Source organism: Primorskyibacter sedentarius, from assembly GCF_004342065.1.
In the GTDB taxonomy this organism is placed as follows: Bacteria; Pseudomonadota; Alphaproteobacteria; order Rhodobacterales; family Rhodobacteraceae; genus Primorskyibacter; species Primorskyibacter sedentarius.
Genome location: NZ_SLZU01000005.1, coordinates 86,165 through 101,235, shown reverse-complemented (window position 1 = coordinate 101,235; position 15,071 = coordinate 86,165). Strand labels below are relative to the sequence as shown.

The following is a 15,071-nucleotide window of genomic DNA, read 5'->3' as shown; positions in this document are numbered from 1 at the left end:
TCATTGTGTGGCTTGCACACCTAAAGATGACAGGAAGGCGCCCATCGAAACCTCGTCAATATCCGCGTCGATCGGGATCACATGGATGCCCGGGCCGCTGGGGCAGGGGGTGGCGTCCTTGGGCGCGGCATCGCCAAAGGCAATCTCGAAGCGCTGATGCTCCTCGTTCCAGACGGCCTTGCGCCAACGTCGGAAGAACCGGAAATGCGCGCGCGCCCGTTTCTGCCCCTCTGCGGTCTGGCCGTAGACAAGGACAATCGCATCATTGTCACGCACCGACTCTGACAAGGCTTCCATGCTTGCATTGTAATCGACATAGTCGACCAGCACATGTTTGTGCAGCGCCGCAGTGATCTTGTCTCGCAGATCGGCATCCCCTTGCGCGGAATCGATGGAGACAAGCGGCGGGAACTCCCCGGGCACGGCTTCGTAGATCTTCTCGCGGCGCAGCTCTGACTGGATGGTCTCTTCCTTCTTGCGCGCGAGCTTCACGCTGTAGGTTTCGAAATCCTCGAAGCTGGACCTGTGGCTGACGACGGTGCGCAGAAACTCTGCATAGCTTTCGCCGCATTCGGCCAGATCAAAGCCGCGCGGCATCCAGACCGCGGTTTCGATCCCCGCGTCCTTGGCAATGCGATGTTGGGCGATGCTGCTGGGTAGCCCCTCGCAATCCTCGATCCGCCGACCGGGGATTGCACCGATGACCTGCACGAACAAATGCGCTGCCGCCAGATGTTCGCGGATGATCTCGGCGCTTAGCGTATCGGCCACGCGGTCAAGCCGGGTCACGCCAAAGCCGGCATCAAGGTAAACACGCTCCAGCCTGTCGGTTTCGTCTTTGGTGTCGCTGGTAGAGGCCGCCAGAACAATCTGCACAAGGCTGCTATCCTTTGCCGTCTCGGCCGGTCTTGCGCGGGTGGGGGCCTTCTGCGGCAGCGTCTTGGACATGGATTTAATGTCGTCGACAAGGCGTTGTAATTGCTGGCGATATCCCTCTTGGGAATGCCCCGTTGCGGTCTGCGGCAACGGGTAGCCGTAGCGCAGGATCTTGCCTGCCTCTTCGGTCCAGAAACGGATCGACAAAAGCCCCCTCAGCTTGTCCCGCAACGGGGCCATCGCATGGGTATCAGAGGTGGTCCAGCTGTCATCCAGCTCCACCAGGATCAAGTTCTTGCCCAGTTCGATAAACTTGCGCAGTTCCTTTTCGCAGTTTGTCGAGCGGCAGTAATTCTCTGACAGGAACACGAGGCCGATATCGGATCTTTCGATCTCCTGATCGATCTTTTCGTCGATCCAGTCGCCGGTGCGCAATGCCCCTTCGGTGTCCTTGATCAGTTGAAACGGGCTGTCTGAGCCATCGGCGCCAAGCTCGTATCTAAGGTCGGCGAGCAACTCTCCCATCCGGCTGGAATTGAAGCGCGGGCGATGCCTGGCATCCCGGTGAGAGTAGCTGACAAAGATCGAGGTTGAGGAAACAACACTTTCCACCATAACGATATCCGATTTTCTTCTAAGCAGACGCAAAACAATTAATAAATCTAAGTAATAATACCCCAGCCCCGCGCAAAAAACAACGCAGGCTTGTAGGTTTGGCAGGGCGGATCATGTGACAGCGAAGTCTGCGGCCTGCCTTGGGCGGACGGCTCGCCGCAGAACCGGCTTTGCCGTGCGGTCAGCACGGCAAGGCTTGGTGGATCGTCAGGGGTGGCTGGTTTGTCTGTCAAGGACGCCGCGCGCCCACCTGCGTGATGCCTCGCCAAAGCAGTCGTGAAGGGAATCCGCTGCCACGACGCTGCCCAAAGCGAGCCGCCCAAGAAGGCACAGACCGTGGGCGGGCTGGCCTTGCGTGTCGATTATGCGCCCGTCTGCGGCGGTATCGGCCGACAGCCCCTCTGCAAGGGGCGTCAGCGGTCCTTCTTCCAAGAGCTGCGAGACAAGCGGCGTGCGGACGGCCCCCAGATCCGGAGAAGGCAGCACCGCGTCCACCATGACCCCAACCGTGGCAGACGCGTACCCTTTGCTCAGCGCCCACCCGTCCGAAACAGTTTCGATCTCGGGATCGGTCGCCAAAGCAAGGTCAACAAGGCCGGCCTCGATCAGCGCCCGCAGTTCACGAGAGGCTGACAGGGGCGGCCCGTAAGAGTAGCGTTTCAGCCCCTCGTCAAACCCCAAAAGCGCCTTGGCGGTGTCCGGTGGCGTCTTCGCGGGGTTATAACCCGCCCGGATCTGATCCTGCCATTTGCGCCAGAGCTGGCCTACCGTGTATCCGATCGTGGGTGGGGCCTTTGCCTCGGCCAACGCCATTCCAGACAGCAGGGTGTCGAGGGGACCATCCTCTTCCTGCGCGCCGGGCTGGTCCCATTCCGTTTCCAGCCAGTCAAGAACCCGGTCAGCGCTGGCCTCCGCGCCGTGTTCGCTGAGAACCCGCAGCGCGACCGGTGTGATGGCCGTGTTGATCAGCAGCTTGGCAGTCGTGACGTCGGCTTCTGCCGCCTTGGGCATAGCGTCAGTGAAGGCGTTGGTTTCCGCCTCTGTGGGGGTGAACCTTTCATCAATTTCTTGCGTCGCGGGCTTGGGGAAAGGCGGCTTGCCATCCAGCGAGAAGGGGTAAATCCGTTCCGGCTCTCGCCCGGACGGGATGTAACGGCCATTCTCGAACCGCCCCCCCTGGGCGCATGTCAGGACGCGCAGAACATCGAAAGCTGACAAACCCATCCCACGGATCGCGATGGATTTCCCGGACCACTCCGCTGCGGCCTCTGCCAGCCGCGCGGCCGGATATGCCTGAGCAAGCACGCCACGGGACCCGTCGGCATGCTGCTGCCATTCGGCCAGTTGATCGTCCGGGCAAACCTTCGGCTGGCCAAGCGTCAGCAAGACCTCGTCATAGGGGCCATGCCATTGGTCGGACACTTGCAGCAGCCAACCGTCGCCGTCACGCTTCAGGGCATCGACGCGGCAGGCGTGGCGGGTCAGGCGATAGGTCTCTTGCCCGCGCAGATCTTCATAGCGATCCTCCAGATACCGCCCCAGATCGGCGCGCGCCGGGAAGGCGTCAGGATCAGGGTCGTGCGGCAACCAATTGGCAAAGCTACCAATTCGTGAATATTCTGGCGGGCGGATGGAAATATCGCGATGGGGGATATTCAGCAGGCAAAGCTGGCTTTCATCGGGGTCAAAATTGGGGCCGGCACCCGAGGCCGGGAACGGGTCAAAGACATCCACGCGGATCGGTGCATCGCCTTCACACCGCAGGGCCCTCAGCGCTTCGAGCGCGCCGAGCCCACGCGGCCCCATCCCCACAATCGCAATCCTCAGAGATCCTTCGGCCTTTTTCATTCCGGCTCCTTCGGTCCTTGACTGACCAGATTGGGGGAGGGTGTTGCGCGCTGAATGCGACGCCCAAGACGGGACTTCGCAGGCGCGTGTCTGCGTCCCGGTGTTCGGATGGTAACTGCGCGGCGGCGGGAAAGGTTCCCGAGTTGCAGCGCCCTCTACGCACAGCCAGATCTTGCCTGCCCGCGAAGACACAACCGTTGATTGAGTAACGTGGCCGTGATAGCGTCGATAAACTGGCACATCATAGCGTTGCCGACAGTGCTCTTTCAGTGGTTTCCCGAATTTCATTCGATCAATTTGACCTCTGGAGGATCTTTCCCATGACCATTCCCGCCAAGCTGGCGCTGCCGTTTCTCGGTCTGTATGCCACAGCAATCCCGGCATTCAGCCAAGGTACATATTCGGAATGCGCGGGCGAGGGGTGGATAGAGAAATCTGACGAGGCATTTGCTGCCGATTGCGTCGACATGGCGTTCAATGGCTCTTTGGAAGAGCGTCAGAAACTCGCCTGGATGTTCTTCGCACGGGTCAATCAGTTGATTGATGACCCGGATGGCAAAGGCATGTCCGACACCGGAAAGGTGCCGAACTGGATGGCGTGGCCGACCGATCCCGATACGTTTGGAACCACCAAAGCGTTCGACTTTTCGACCGATCCACGCAACGTATTGCGACCCAGTGCCGAGAAAAAGGATCTGGAGGCGGGAAGGATCGCGACCGCCGACCCGGACGGCGCCAATGAGGAGGTTACCCGGAACAGGATCAGCTATGATTACCTCCGTCAGAATGGTCTGACGACAAAGATGGACGTGGCCGCATTCTTTACCAGGAACGACTACGTCGACATGCCCGTCGGTTCGATCGAGCTGAAGGCGTCATGGTTGCAAGTTACCGACGGCAGCCCCGTGCCGGAGGGCGCCCTGACCTTCGCGTTCGAGAGCGCAGAATACTGGTGGCGCGGGTTGCATATCATGGTGAAGATGAAGCCGCTGGAGAACCCCGGAGACGTGTTTTATTCAGAAGATCCAAGCTGGTTCTGGACGACGTTCGAGTTCAACGACAACACCGGTGTAGCCCATGTGCGCGAGACGCTGATCACACAGCGCGCGCCCTTGCCAAGCGATGAGATCGCGCGCCTTCTTGACGAGGCCGCGCTAGGTGGGTTCGGACTGGAGGCCTACGCCCCCAATGGAACGCAGATCCGTTTTACGCAGGACGGGCAGGGCGCGATCCCCGTGATTCTGGGCCATACCGACATGGAAGATTTCGCAGGCGTCCCCAACACGGCGCAGCCGCGCTACTGGACGCGGTTCGATGCGAGCTGCCACGGCTGCCACGCCACGGCGTCCTACAACCCGGAAACGCAGGCGTTTTTTCCCTTTTCCGTTCCGACGGGCGCGCTGCATCCGGGCTATAACAAGGCCGATAGCAGCGGCACCGTCCATTACCTCGGGCAAGGCTTCAAATCGCTGGACTTCATGTGGCCAATCGCGTTTCAGGCACATTAACTCGTCTGCCTAAAGCACTATATTCGCAAAGCTTTCCACCTCAACAACAGGGCGTGGATTGCCGCCTGTGGATTCGCTTTCGCTGATGCATCGCGCAAGCGGATCCGCATCGCGCAGGGGGCCGAAATCAAGGCGGCTCAGGGCTTCAAGGTCGCGGATACGCACCTGGAACGTCTTGTATTCGCCGAACTCGAAACCGCCCACCGCTTCGATACGGTTCTGATCGCTCAGCAATTGCTGAATGACTTCGACCTGGCTGAGCACATAGGCCGTGGAATGCAGGCGCAGGATTCCGTCACTGCCGTCTTCCTCGGCCAGCATGGTCACCACTTTGAAGAACTTGAGCGGCACGACGGCCCCCGTGTCCTTCAACTGCGGCTCGTCCCCGGTGAGGATGGGGCCGGTCAGGACGCAGGCCCGAAAACCGTGGGTGCGCACATTGGTCATGATGTAATTCTCAAGCCCCAGCCATTGCGCGGTGCTGCGGTTGAAGGCCCGGTGCTGCGGCGCCGCGACGGTGTAATGGAAACTGTCATCGTTGGAGCGCTTGGCCTGCGCATCATCCGCGCCCCAATTGGTTGCGGCGCGCCGGATCAGGTGCCCCCGGTCGATCTCGTCATGGTCGTAATCCTCTTTCTTCAGCTGTTCTTCGGCGCGCAGACGCAGGTCTGCAAACCACTTGTCACTGCCGCGTTTCTGCGGGTGGGTCTGTGCGCCATCTATGTTCAGCGCCGCGATGATCGGCGTCTTGAACCTGCCTGAATAGAGCACGCCGAAGTTCTGGTAGCGCAATTCGAACGGGCGGTCCTGTGTCGCATCCGAAGGCGCAGACAGACCGAATGCTTCCGGCACCTTCGGCAACGGCACCTCTGCGACCTGCAGGAATTGCGGGTCATAGCCTTCGCGCCCATCGAAATGCGACGCATCATGGCTGCCATCGCGCCGTTCCGGCTGGGAAATCTCGAACCCGGTGACGGAAGTGGGCGTGGCCCCATCAAGAAGGGCGTTCAACGTGCTGATCCGAACAGCAGAATTGCCGACGCCGAACGTGCCTGCATAGTGCAGCCCGATCGCCTTGCCACTGTCGAGAGAGATGACGGGAGAGCCGGAATTGCCACCCAGCGTGGTGCAGTCGTGGCGCAGGATGGTCATGCCCCCATCCTCGATCAGGAACCCCGGCGAGAAACGTTTCACGTCGTAGAGATTGAGAAAATAGTTGGCCATCTGCGTCGGATCGTTGCGCAAGGAGTCCTTCGCCGGATAGCCGATAACCGCGACCGTTTCGCCATGTTCGGCATCAGTGGCGGCGCGCTCGATCGGGGCGGGTGTGAACGCGGCCCCATCAGCAGGAAGGGCAATGCGGGCAAGGGCAATATCTGCAGCCGCATCCTCGGCGATATAGGTGAATTTTTCGATATCGAACAGCCGGGCGGGATCAGGGTCAGCGTCGACCTCTTCCAAAAAGTCGATCCGTGCGCCGTATCGTGCGGCACCGGGGGCAAACAGGAACACGCCATCGCCCAGGAAGCTGCGCCGGGCGACCAGTTTGGCAACGTGACGATTGGTGACGATCAAAAGGTGGTCGTCGCGTTTGTCGACAACCCAGCCCGTGCCCCCCCAGCTATAGTCGTGGTTTATGAATTCGATCCGCCCGACAGAGGCGACCTTGGCTTCGACCCTTCTGATTTTCACGTCGATATCGGCCGGAAAATCTGTGCTGAGGTTGTTCGTGCCCTCAACCTTGCCGCCGCGCACGATCAGGGGTGGGCGCCCCACCGCGCGCACGATCGCCTCCAGCTGAGAGGGCGTGCCGCCGACGCTTTCCAGCGCGTCGATCCGGGCGCCCAACAATTCCGTGGCACGCGCCGGCGTCAGGCCAAGCTCTTGCAGGATCGCGGGATTGGCGCCGATCAGGGCGCGCGACGCGTCGATCATCCCGGCATTGCCCATGGATTCAAGGCGGTGAAGGCTCTTGCGTGTCGTATCGGTCATGGAGGTCATCCTTGTGCTGAAATGTGGGCGGGCAAAGGCGTCCCTATTGGAAATAGCTTGGCAGGGTGTCCTTCTCGGGCAGAACGGCGAGGGCAGGGCGGAAGACAGCCGGGATACGACTGTCAGAGAGGAAGCGCAGCCGACCGGGAAGGCCCGAAATGGCCGCGACCTTGGCAAAGCGTTTGCGCAGGCGCCGCGACAGGATGCTAGGCGCTTTGGTCGATTGGGCACGGGCAGGTTCCGCCCATAGCGTCAGCAGCCTGTCAGCGCTGTCGCGTGCGTTCAGTGTTTGGGCGCGCAGGTCCGTCAGTCTGCTCCAGCCTTCCTGCCCGCTCCACCCTTCGGGCGGGGCGCTGTCATAGGCCCAGAAGCCTGCGGATGTCTGCTGCCAGCGGCTGAGCGCGCGGGCGAGGGTCGGCAATTCGGGGATCGGATGGAAAAAGCTGTAGCCCTCGGCCCAATCTGCCGCCAGCCCCACCGACCGGATCAGCGCCAGCATATCCAGCGGGCGGTCCCCGACTTTCTGAATGGCCGCGCCCACGCCCGTCACGCCGGGTACGAGGAGATTTGCGGCCTCAAGCAATTCATTGCCAAATTCAGGCAGGTCCGCCAAGAGCCGCCCCCTGCCGGTGGCCTGCATTTCCGACACCAGCGCGAACAAGCGGTCATAGTAGGGGTTCACCGGTGCCAGGGCCACGGCATGGCCTCCACCCTCTGCCGTCGAGTCCGCGTCCAGCGTCAGTTCGAAATCGGCGCGGATGGCATTGGCCTGGCGAAGCCGCTCCTGCGCCAGATCTACTTTACGACCGGGGAGGTAGGGCGCCAAAGTGCCCAGAGCCTCATGCTGCCCCTCGACCGTTACATTCGCAGCAATCAGCGCGAAATCCAGAGCCGCGCCGCGCAGACCGATCCGGGTAGAGCTTTGCATGACCTTGATGGCGCAATCGCGAAACGCGGTATCGTGCAGCCATTCCACCAGCTTGCCGAACTCGAATTCCGCGAAGATCTCCAACGTGATCCGTCCCTCTAGCTGGGGATTGCCCTTGGCAAGATCAGGCAGGGCGCTGTCGGGCAGCAGGGCGAACAAGTCGCGCGCCTTCGACCAATGCCCGGTCAGCCATTGATGGCACAGGATCAATACGCCGACCTCGCTGGCCGGGGCGTATTCGCCGGGCAGACCTTCGCGCAGAATATGGGTGGCCTCGCGCCGCTCTCCCTGCTCCAGCATCGCGCGCAGATCGGCCACCGCGCGCGGGTCGGGCCTGCCCGCAAAGCCGCGCCCGTCGACGATGCGCGCCCGCCCGGTGGCAGAGCTTTGATCCAGACGCACCAGCTTTACCTGCACACGCTCCTCTGGCGAGGCCAGCCCGGCCTCATGGTAGCCGCGCGTCTCGGACGCGTCCCCTATGTGATCTGTCGTAGCAGATCTTTGACCGCGCGCATGGCGGATAAGGTCTTGCGCCTCCACCGGCAACTCGTTGAGCAGCCGGTCGGGAAAGCGGTCGGCAAGCCCCGGCGCGACGTCGGGCGCAGCCTCTCCGACGCGCATCAGCTGGGCCGCGTGGTACAGGTGAAGGACCGGATCACGCTCTGCGAAATAGCCCCGCGCCGCACGGTTTACCGCCGCCGTGTCATCGGGGTTTTCACGGTAAGTATGGCTCATAACTTCCTGACGAATATCAGGAATTGGGGTAAGTCGCCCAGAGCCTTCATCTGACACCAGCCAGCGTTGCAGCGACAGCTCGTCAATCAGTGCAGTTGCCTCACCGCCAAGATCACCAAGGCCAAGGGCCGGTGCGAGCACATCAACAAGCAACTCTGCGGTCAATTCGTTCAGGATCAGGCCCTCGTTGGCAATCCGGCGTAAATGGTTCGGCAGCCGGGAGCGGATCACCCGGTGAACGAAGCCGCGATCCAGATGGTTGTCGCGCGCTGCTTCCACGGCCTCGGCCGCATTTCCTTCGCCCGCAGCCTTCACGGCGGATATGAGCAGGCGCAGGCGCAGCGGATTGCCGTTTGCTTCTTCCACGATCGCGGGCCAGACGTCTTCGGGAATATTCTCCTGTCTGAGCATCTCCTGTATCAGCGCGGCCTCGACCTTGGTCAGTGGCAGCACCCCGCCGTCGCGCTGGTCTTTCTTGGTGAAGATCGGGGCGCGTCCGGCCGAGATCACGCTCACCCCGATCTTGCCGGGCGCCACGAAGCGGTCCAGCTCTGTCATCAGCGTCTGCACGTAGGTTGCCCCCTGACCTTGCAACACCTCGAGCGTGTCGAGCAGGAAGACCAGCCGTTTTCCGGCAGAAGCGACAGCGTCGATCATGGCGCGCAGCAATTCTCGCGGTGTCAGGTCCGCAGTTTCGTGGAGCATGCGTGTGACCCGCTCGCTATGGGTCATCCGCAAATCCCGAAGAAGCGATGCGCTGTCGGGCAGGGCATCGCCGATCTGGCGTGACACCTCGTCATAGACGGTGCCACCCTCACCGACCTGAAGCGAAGAGCGGTCGAAATCCAGCCGGACGAGGATCAGATCCGTCTGACCCCGGGCGATCTGGACGATACGCTCCAGCAGGAAGGATTTGCCGATCCCGGGAATGCCGACAATATGCAGGCTGCGCAGGGGCGGCTTGGTTTGGGGTGCCGCGATCCAACTCTCGATCTCGCGCAGCTCGTCACTTCGCCCGATGAACTTATCCCCCAGCATCGCGTCCGTCTGGCGGGCCTGTCGCAAGGTGTTCAAGCGGCTGCGCAGCGCCATCAGGTATTCGTGGCCGGGCGCTTTGCTGCCGGCACGTTCCAGCGTGACCGTGATTTCGGACAGGGCGCTTTCGTCTTCGGACGTCGTGATCATCTCTTTGATGGCGTCAGGATCAAATTTCCCATGGCCATCCAGAGCGGATGTGATCTCTGTAGGGACATCTGGTTCGGTGCCTTCATATTCGGCCAGCGCCCGCTCTCTTGTCGATGCGCGCAGCAGCCATTGCACGTTACCGTCGGCAGAGCTGCGCTCTTCGGTGCAATGCTCGTGCAGCAGTGACAATAACCGGGCCCGCCGGACCTTGTCGGCATATTCCTCCTTGCTCAGCACTTCTTTGAGCAGGGCGCGCGGATCAAACGGGCCGCGCAAAGCCGCTGCCTGCAACACTTTGAGCTTCAGTTCATCAAGCGCCTGCGTCATGCGTCCACTCCGAGGAAGGCCTTGACCTGCCTGCGCAGTTGCGCCGCTACGGTGCCAAGGTCTTTGCCGCTGAATTCGCCTGTTGCATCCGCGACGAGCCCTTGCAGCGACATTTCGGTCATCTCTTGCAGGCGGGCGGGGCGCAGTTCGGCTTCGGGAGACAGCGAGGTGATCATAGCATTGATCGTAGCCTCCACATCGCTTCGCGTGAATGGTCCCAATTCCTCTACCAGCAAGCCTGCGCGCCGCGCAGTGTCCGCTTCGGCCACATTGCCAAAGCGCAGCGGGGCGAGGCGGTAGGTTTCATATCCGGCGAGGATCAGCCGGAGGTTCGCCCGGGTCGGAAGATGGCGCGCGATATGTTCAAGCTGTACCTGAACATCAGGAGACAAGCCATTGGGAGGATTGTCGAAAAACACCCACCATGTCTGGCCTTTCGCTTCGGCGCGTCGTTGCATGGCCTGCATCAATGCATCCGCGCGGCTTTCCTGATGAGCAACATCCGTCGTCTGACCATCGCCGGTGCCGGGGAGGGCCTCGGGGGCAAGGTCGTCTTCCAGCGCAAGCTGGGCGAGGTCTGCCAGAAGGTCCGTCGTGCGCAGGCTCGGGCTGATGCGGATGCAGCGATGCGGAAGAACCGCGTCTGGCCGTTCGTGGAGCAACAGGTAGGCCTCCAGCATATCGTAGCTGAATCCAAGCCCACGGATCGAGTTGGTATCCTCGCGCCGGATCCAGATGCCCCGCAACCGGGATGTGGGCTTTTCCAGCATCGCGGCGAGACCGGTGTTGAATTGTCTGCGGCCAATGATGAGCGGCCCCTCGATATTGCGATCCAGCGACCAGAGAAAGCGCAGCTTGCTGTTCTCTTCGATAAGGGCGCGAAAGCGCGGCTCATCCCGGAACCGTTCATAGGGCACAAGGCGGCGGACGTTCTGCCACCGCCCCTGATGAATGCCAAGGAACCTGAGATCCCTGTCAAAGCCCGGCCCGCCCGATGATCCGCCGGCCGTGTCAATGTCATGAGGCAGGCGGCTTGCCCCCGGACCGTCGCGCCGGACCCTGCCAGAGACAAAACCCGTCTCACGCCCTTCCGGGTAGTGGACCAGCGTGAACATGCTTGGCCCCACGAAATCGGGCGGATCAGCGGACACGTCGATACACCCGTAAGCCTGGCCCAGCGGCATGAATACGCGCAGCAACGCGATATCGACATGGGTTTGCGCCATGCCGTCGGGCGGCAGGGCACCGTTGACCTCGCCGTCATGATAGGGCCAGCGCTGCACGCAGGTCGCAGGGTACCGCTCGCCGTCGGACGCGATGATCCCGAGCCGGGGGGCAGGGCTGTCATCCGCGCGCGGCGCGAAAAGGCGGTCGAGCACATGAGAGGCCGTCAGCACCAGGTTTGGTGCAACAAAAGCGCCCGACCCTTCGGCGGCGTCGTCCAGCGTAATGCGACACCGGAACGCTTCGGCCCGCGCGGCGAAGTCACCCAGCGCGCCAAGGTCAAAGCTGGGATGCAGAGGCTCGCCAATCTCGATCCCGGTGAACCGTGCGATATTGCGCGCAAAAATGCGGTCCCGGGGAAGCGGTACCGGATCAGCACCACGTGCGCGAAGGTAGCTGATGAAATGGGGCACCTTGCCGAACTGGTTCAGGGTGGCCAACAGCATATCTGCCAGATCTTCGCCGTCTTCCTCCTCGACGCCCATAGCGATGGCGTCAAGACTGAGCGGTTCGTCGGGGCTGGGAAACAGCGCCGTCAGCGCACGGCGGATGACCTGCTCGTGAGCGACCAGCGCCTTGCGCATTTTCCCGACCGTCAGCATGTCGTGTCAACCGGACCCGACAAGAGCGGCCAGCGCCGGTTTGTCCGTCAGCTCCGTCTTCAGGCCCGGCGTGGCCTCGTCCTGGCCCGGCACCGCTTCGGCGCCGCCTTCGGTTTCGGCAATGCGTGCGCGGGCGCCGCGACGATAGCTCAGCCAGAGGATCTCTGGCGCGTATTCCGACAGGGCAGGTGTCACTTCATTGGCGGCCTCGGTGCTTTGCCCGGCAAGGTGGGACACCAGCACATTCAGCGTGGATGTGGCCACGGGATCGGGCGGCGCGGGGTTTTCGGTTCCGGTCGGCAAGGGCGTTTCCAGCACCCGCCTGGCGTCAATAATCCCGGCGCCCAGATTGGTTGCGCCGCCCCATTCGGACGGTTGAGAAAGCCCGTGCGTCGCGCAATGCACCCACATCGCCTGCACCGTCGTGCCAGCAGCGCGTGCCTTGGACAGAAGGGTAGCCCGCCCGCCATGCCGCGCAACCCAAAGTGCGGCGACCCCGCCGGTCATGGATGTTGCCAGCGTCGTGCCCTGGCTTGCGCGGATGCCCGCATCGGGGTCAGAGGGCTTGTTCTTTGCCGCGCCCCAGACATGTTCGCCATAGGCAGACAGCGTCACCTCGCGCCCCCGACCGGATTTTCGCCACGGTCGTTTGTCCGGCTGCAAGGCGGCGACAGCGGTGCAGATGCCCATCGGCGCGTAGGCCGCGGGAAAAACCACCGCAGGGTAGCAGTTGCCCGCCGCGCAAACGACAACCGTGCCCTCGGCCACGGCGTTGCGCAGGGCCTGCTCTGTCGAGGCGACGCGCGTGGGCCCACCCAGCGCCATAACGATCACATCGGCCTTCTGGGCTACCGCATGCATGATCGCGGGTGCAATCCGGCGCTGGTTGAAATCGATGACAGACCGGATCGCGCGAATTGGAAGCACTTTTGCTTCAGGGGCCGTCCCCGTCACGCCACCCGGCGCGGTGGTGTTGCCCTGCATATCCGCCCCGCCCCGAGAGGCAACCACAGAGGTCACAAGCGTGCCGTGACCGGGGTTTTTCAGAAAGCCACCGGTGAACCTGTCGCGCGCATCGCCATCGTTTTCGACAAAATTCCACTGGCCCTGCATTTCGATCACGCCGTGAAGCTCGTTATGACCGGTATAGCCGGTGTCGATCACGGCCACCGTGCTGCCGCTTCCTTTGGTATGTGCCCAGGCCAGCGGGGTTTTTATTTGAGGATGATGCCAGCCAAACGGGCGAGAGCTGTCACGCGGGGTTTCGCAGAAGCTGAACAGACCCTCGGTGCCAACATGTACCGCACCGTAAAGGCTGTCGGGCAGCACGGGATTGGCCTCTTCCGCCTCCATCTCGCGGCGCAGCTCTCGGGCGAAGGCGAAGACTTCGCGCTCTTGCCCGTGCGGGTCGATTTTCGCGAAGGTGACAAAGTGGAAACGGTCGCCGTTTTCGTCAAAGACCGCCTCTGCCCGCGCCTCCACATCCGGCAGAACCGTGGCTAGACGGGCCTGCACCTCGGCCTGCGAAAGGGGGGCTGCGAATACCAGCTCGATACTGAGCGGATCACGGTCGTCTCTGCCGGGGGTCTCGATCAGGGTGTCATACGCGTCTCTTGCCATCTTTCAAAAATCCTTCTTTCGTAACTCTTTACGGTGTCGTTCCTGACCTGGGACGTGATCAGAGCCGCGCAATTCACCCTCTGCCATGTTCCGGGGAGGGTGGGGGCGCTGTCAATCGGCACGTGCGCTTGCATGGCACAATAGGGTGAAGCGTGGCGCTGGAGTTGTGCCGGGCGCGGTGGGGTGCAGTGTGCAGACGATCCCGGTGGGGAGCTGACCGTTGCCATCAGGTTTATCAATTCCAAAAAAATTCGATTCGGTCCGACCGGTGAAAATACCCGGCAGCGTGCAGTATAGCACACTATGTGATTGACGTGAATTGCCTGCCCTCGCCCTCAGGCTGCGGGGCAGGCCCCGCAAGACATGACGTTGCGCCGGGTTTCGAATGAATATCCGCGAAAAACGGTCTGGCAAACAGCTTGTAAAGATAATGTTAACCAAGCTTTGGCAGAAAATGACGCCCGGAAATCCGTATACCCCGTAACCTTCGTTTCAAGAGTGACCCTGACATGAATGCCAGTTCCAAAAGCCCTGCGGCCACCGATTTCTTCACCATCGACGCGCTGTGCCAACCCGAACAGGAAACCCCCGGTGCGTTTGACGCGCTGACGCGGCTGGCCATGCGGTTGTTCAAGGTTCCGGTGGCGCTGATCTCCATCGTGCAGGAGGAGCGCGACAGGCAGTATTTTCTCAGCCATCAGGGGCTCGGGGAACCTTGGCGCGGCCAGCGGCAGACCCCCTTGTCGCATTCCTTTTGTCAGCATGTGAAGCGCGAAGGCAAACCGCTCATGGTGTCCGACGCGCGTGTGCATCCGTTGGTGGCGGACAACCGGGCGGTGGACGAGCTGAATGTCATTGCCTATCTGGGTGTGCCGATCATCGCACCGGAAGGCAGCCCCGCAGGCGCGCTGTGCGTGATAGAAAATCAGGTGCGGGAATGGACGGAAACAGAGCTTGAGACGCTGAAAGACCTTGCACATTGCGTGAATGACGAAATCCTGTTGCGGGCGATGCTGGCGCTGAACGAAACGCAGTTGAAGAGGTCGCTGCGCTACAATGCCATGCGGGAATCCATCGCCATGGCCTTCATGTCCCCCGATCTTCCCGTCCACACCCGGTTCGAAGAGCTGCTGCGGGCCAGTTGCAAGGCCTTGGGGATGAAAGCGGGTCGCATCTGCAAGACGGGTTGCGGACAGGTGGAACCGATTTTCGATCATGACGAGCAAGGCCACATCGCGGCCTTGGAGCGTCGCACCGATTTCAAGGCATTGACGAGCGAGGTCATCAGGGAGTGCAGGCATGTCGCCTTTGACGATCTGGGGAAATCCCACACTCCGGACGGTCTTTGTGGCAGCTATGCGGGAACGCCGCTGATCCTCAACGGGGTTCTGCATGGCGTTGTCGAATTCTTCAGCGATGAGCCGCGCAGCCAGACGTGGAGCGAAGAGGAATTCTCGATCCTCAGCATCGTGTCCATGTTCGCGACCGCTCATCTAAGCGTCTTTGGCCAGATCAAGAACCTCAAGCAATCCGAAGAGGCATTGCTGCATTATATCGCCCAGCAAAGACAGCCCGTGGCGGCCAGTTGATCGTCGGGGACCCGGGCTGAAC

The 15,071-nt window shown here is 61.8% G+C and carries 8 protein-coding genes; 2 read left to right on the top strand and 6 right to left on the bottom strand.

Annotated features, from left to right (window positions below; all coding sequences use genetic code 11):
* Both EDD52_RS09710 and EDD52_RS09705 read right to left on the bottom strand, forming a co-directional pair.
* On the bottom strand, positions 1 to 1,491 hold the full coding sequence (locus tag EDD52_RS09710; protein ID WP_132244323.1) for a toll/interleukin-1 receptor domain-containing protein: 1,491 nt from the start codon (positions 1,489 to 1,491) through the stop codon (positions 1 to 3).
* Positions 1,492 to 1,698: 207 nt separating this feature from the next.
* The gene (locus EDD52_RS09705) at positions 1,699 to 3,339 is read right to left on the bottom strand and encodes an FAD/NAD(P)-binding protein (protein WP_165907498.1); all 1,641 of its coding nucleotides are present in this window, start codon (positions 3,337 to 3,339) and stop codon (positions 1,699 to 1,701) included.
* A 320-nt stretch (positions 3,340 to 3,659) separates the two neighbouring features.
* Between EDD52_RS09705 and EDD52_RS09700 the strand changes: the two genes are divergently transcribed.
* On the top strand, positions 3,660 to 4,847 hold the full coding sequence (locus tag EDD52_RS09700; RefSeq protein WP_132244319.1) for a hypothetical protein: 1,188 nt from the start codon (positions 3,660 to 3,662) through the stop codon (positions 4,845 to 4,847).
* 9 nt (positions 4,848 to 4,856) lie between these two features.
* Here the strand turns inward: EDD52_RS09700 and EDD52_RS09695 are convergent, their stop codons facing one another.
* From EDD52_RS09695 to EDD52_RS09680, 4 genes are read right to left on the bottom strand one after another with little or no spacing between them, the layout of a single operon-like run.
* Positions 4,857 to 6,839 (bottom strand): DNA/RNA non-specific endonuclease, encoded by a 1,983-nt coding sequence (locus EDD52_RS09695; RefSeq protein WP_165907497.1) that lies wholly within the window; start codon positions 6,837 to 6,839, stop codon positions 4,857 to 4,859.
* Positions 6,840 to 6,882: 43 nt separating this feature from the next.
* Entirely contained in the window at positions 6,883 to 10,014 is a 3,132-nt protein-coding gene (locus tag EDD52_RS09690) for an ATP-binding protein (protein ID WP_132244316.1), read from the bottom strand.
* A complete protein-coding gene (locus EDD52_RS09685) occupies positions 10,011 to 11,840 on the bottom strand; it encodes a S1 family peptidase (RefSeq protein WP_132244314.1) in 1,830 nt (609 codons plus the stop codon). The genes EDD52_RS09690 and EDD52_RS09685 overlap by 4 nt, the downstream gene beginning before the upstream one ends.
* Positions 11,841 to 11,846: 6 nt before the next feature.
* A complete protein-coding gene (locus EDD52_RS09680) occupies positions 11,847 to 13,460 on the bottom strand; it encodes a S8 family serine peptidase (RefSeq protein WP_132244312.1) in 1,614 nt (537 codons plus the stop codon).
* 509 nt (positions 13,461 to 13,969) lie between these two features.
* Here EDD52_RS09680 and EDD52_RS09675 point away from each other — a divergent pair.
* Positions 13,970 to 15,049 (top strand): GAF domain-containing protein, encoded by a 1,080-nt coding sequence (locus EDD52_RS09675; RefSeq protein WP_132244310.1) that lies wholly within the window; start codon positions 13,970 to 13,972, stop codon positions 15,047 to 15,049.
* The last annotated feature ends 22 nt before the right edge of the window (positions 15,050 to 15,071 follow it).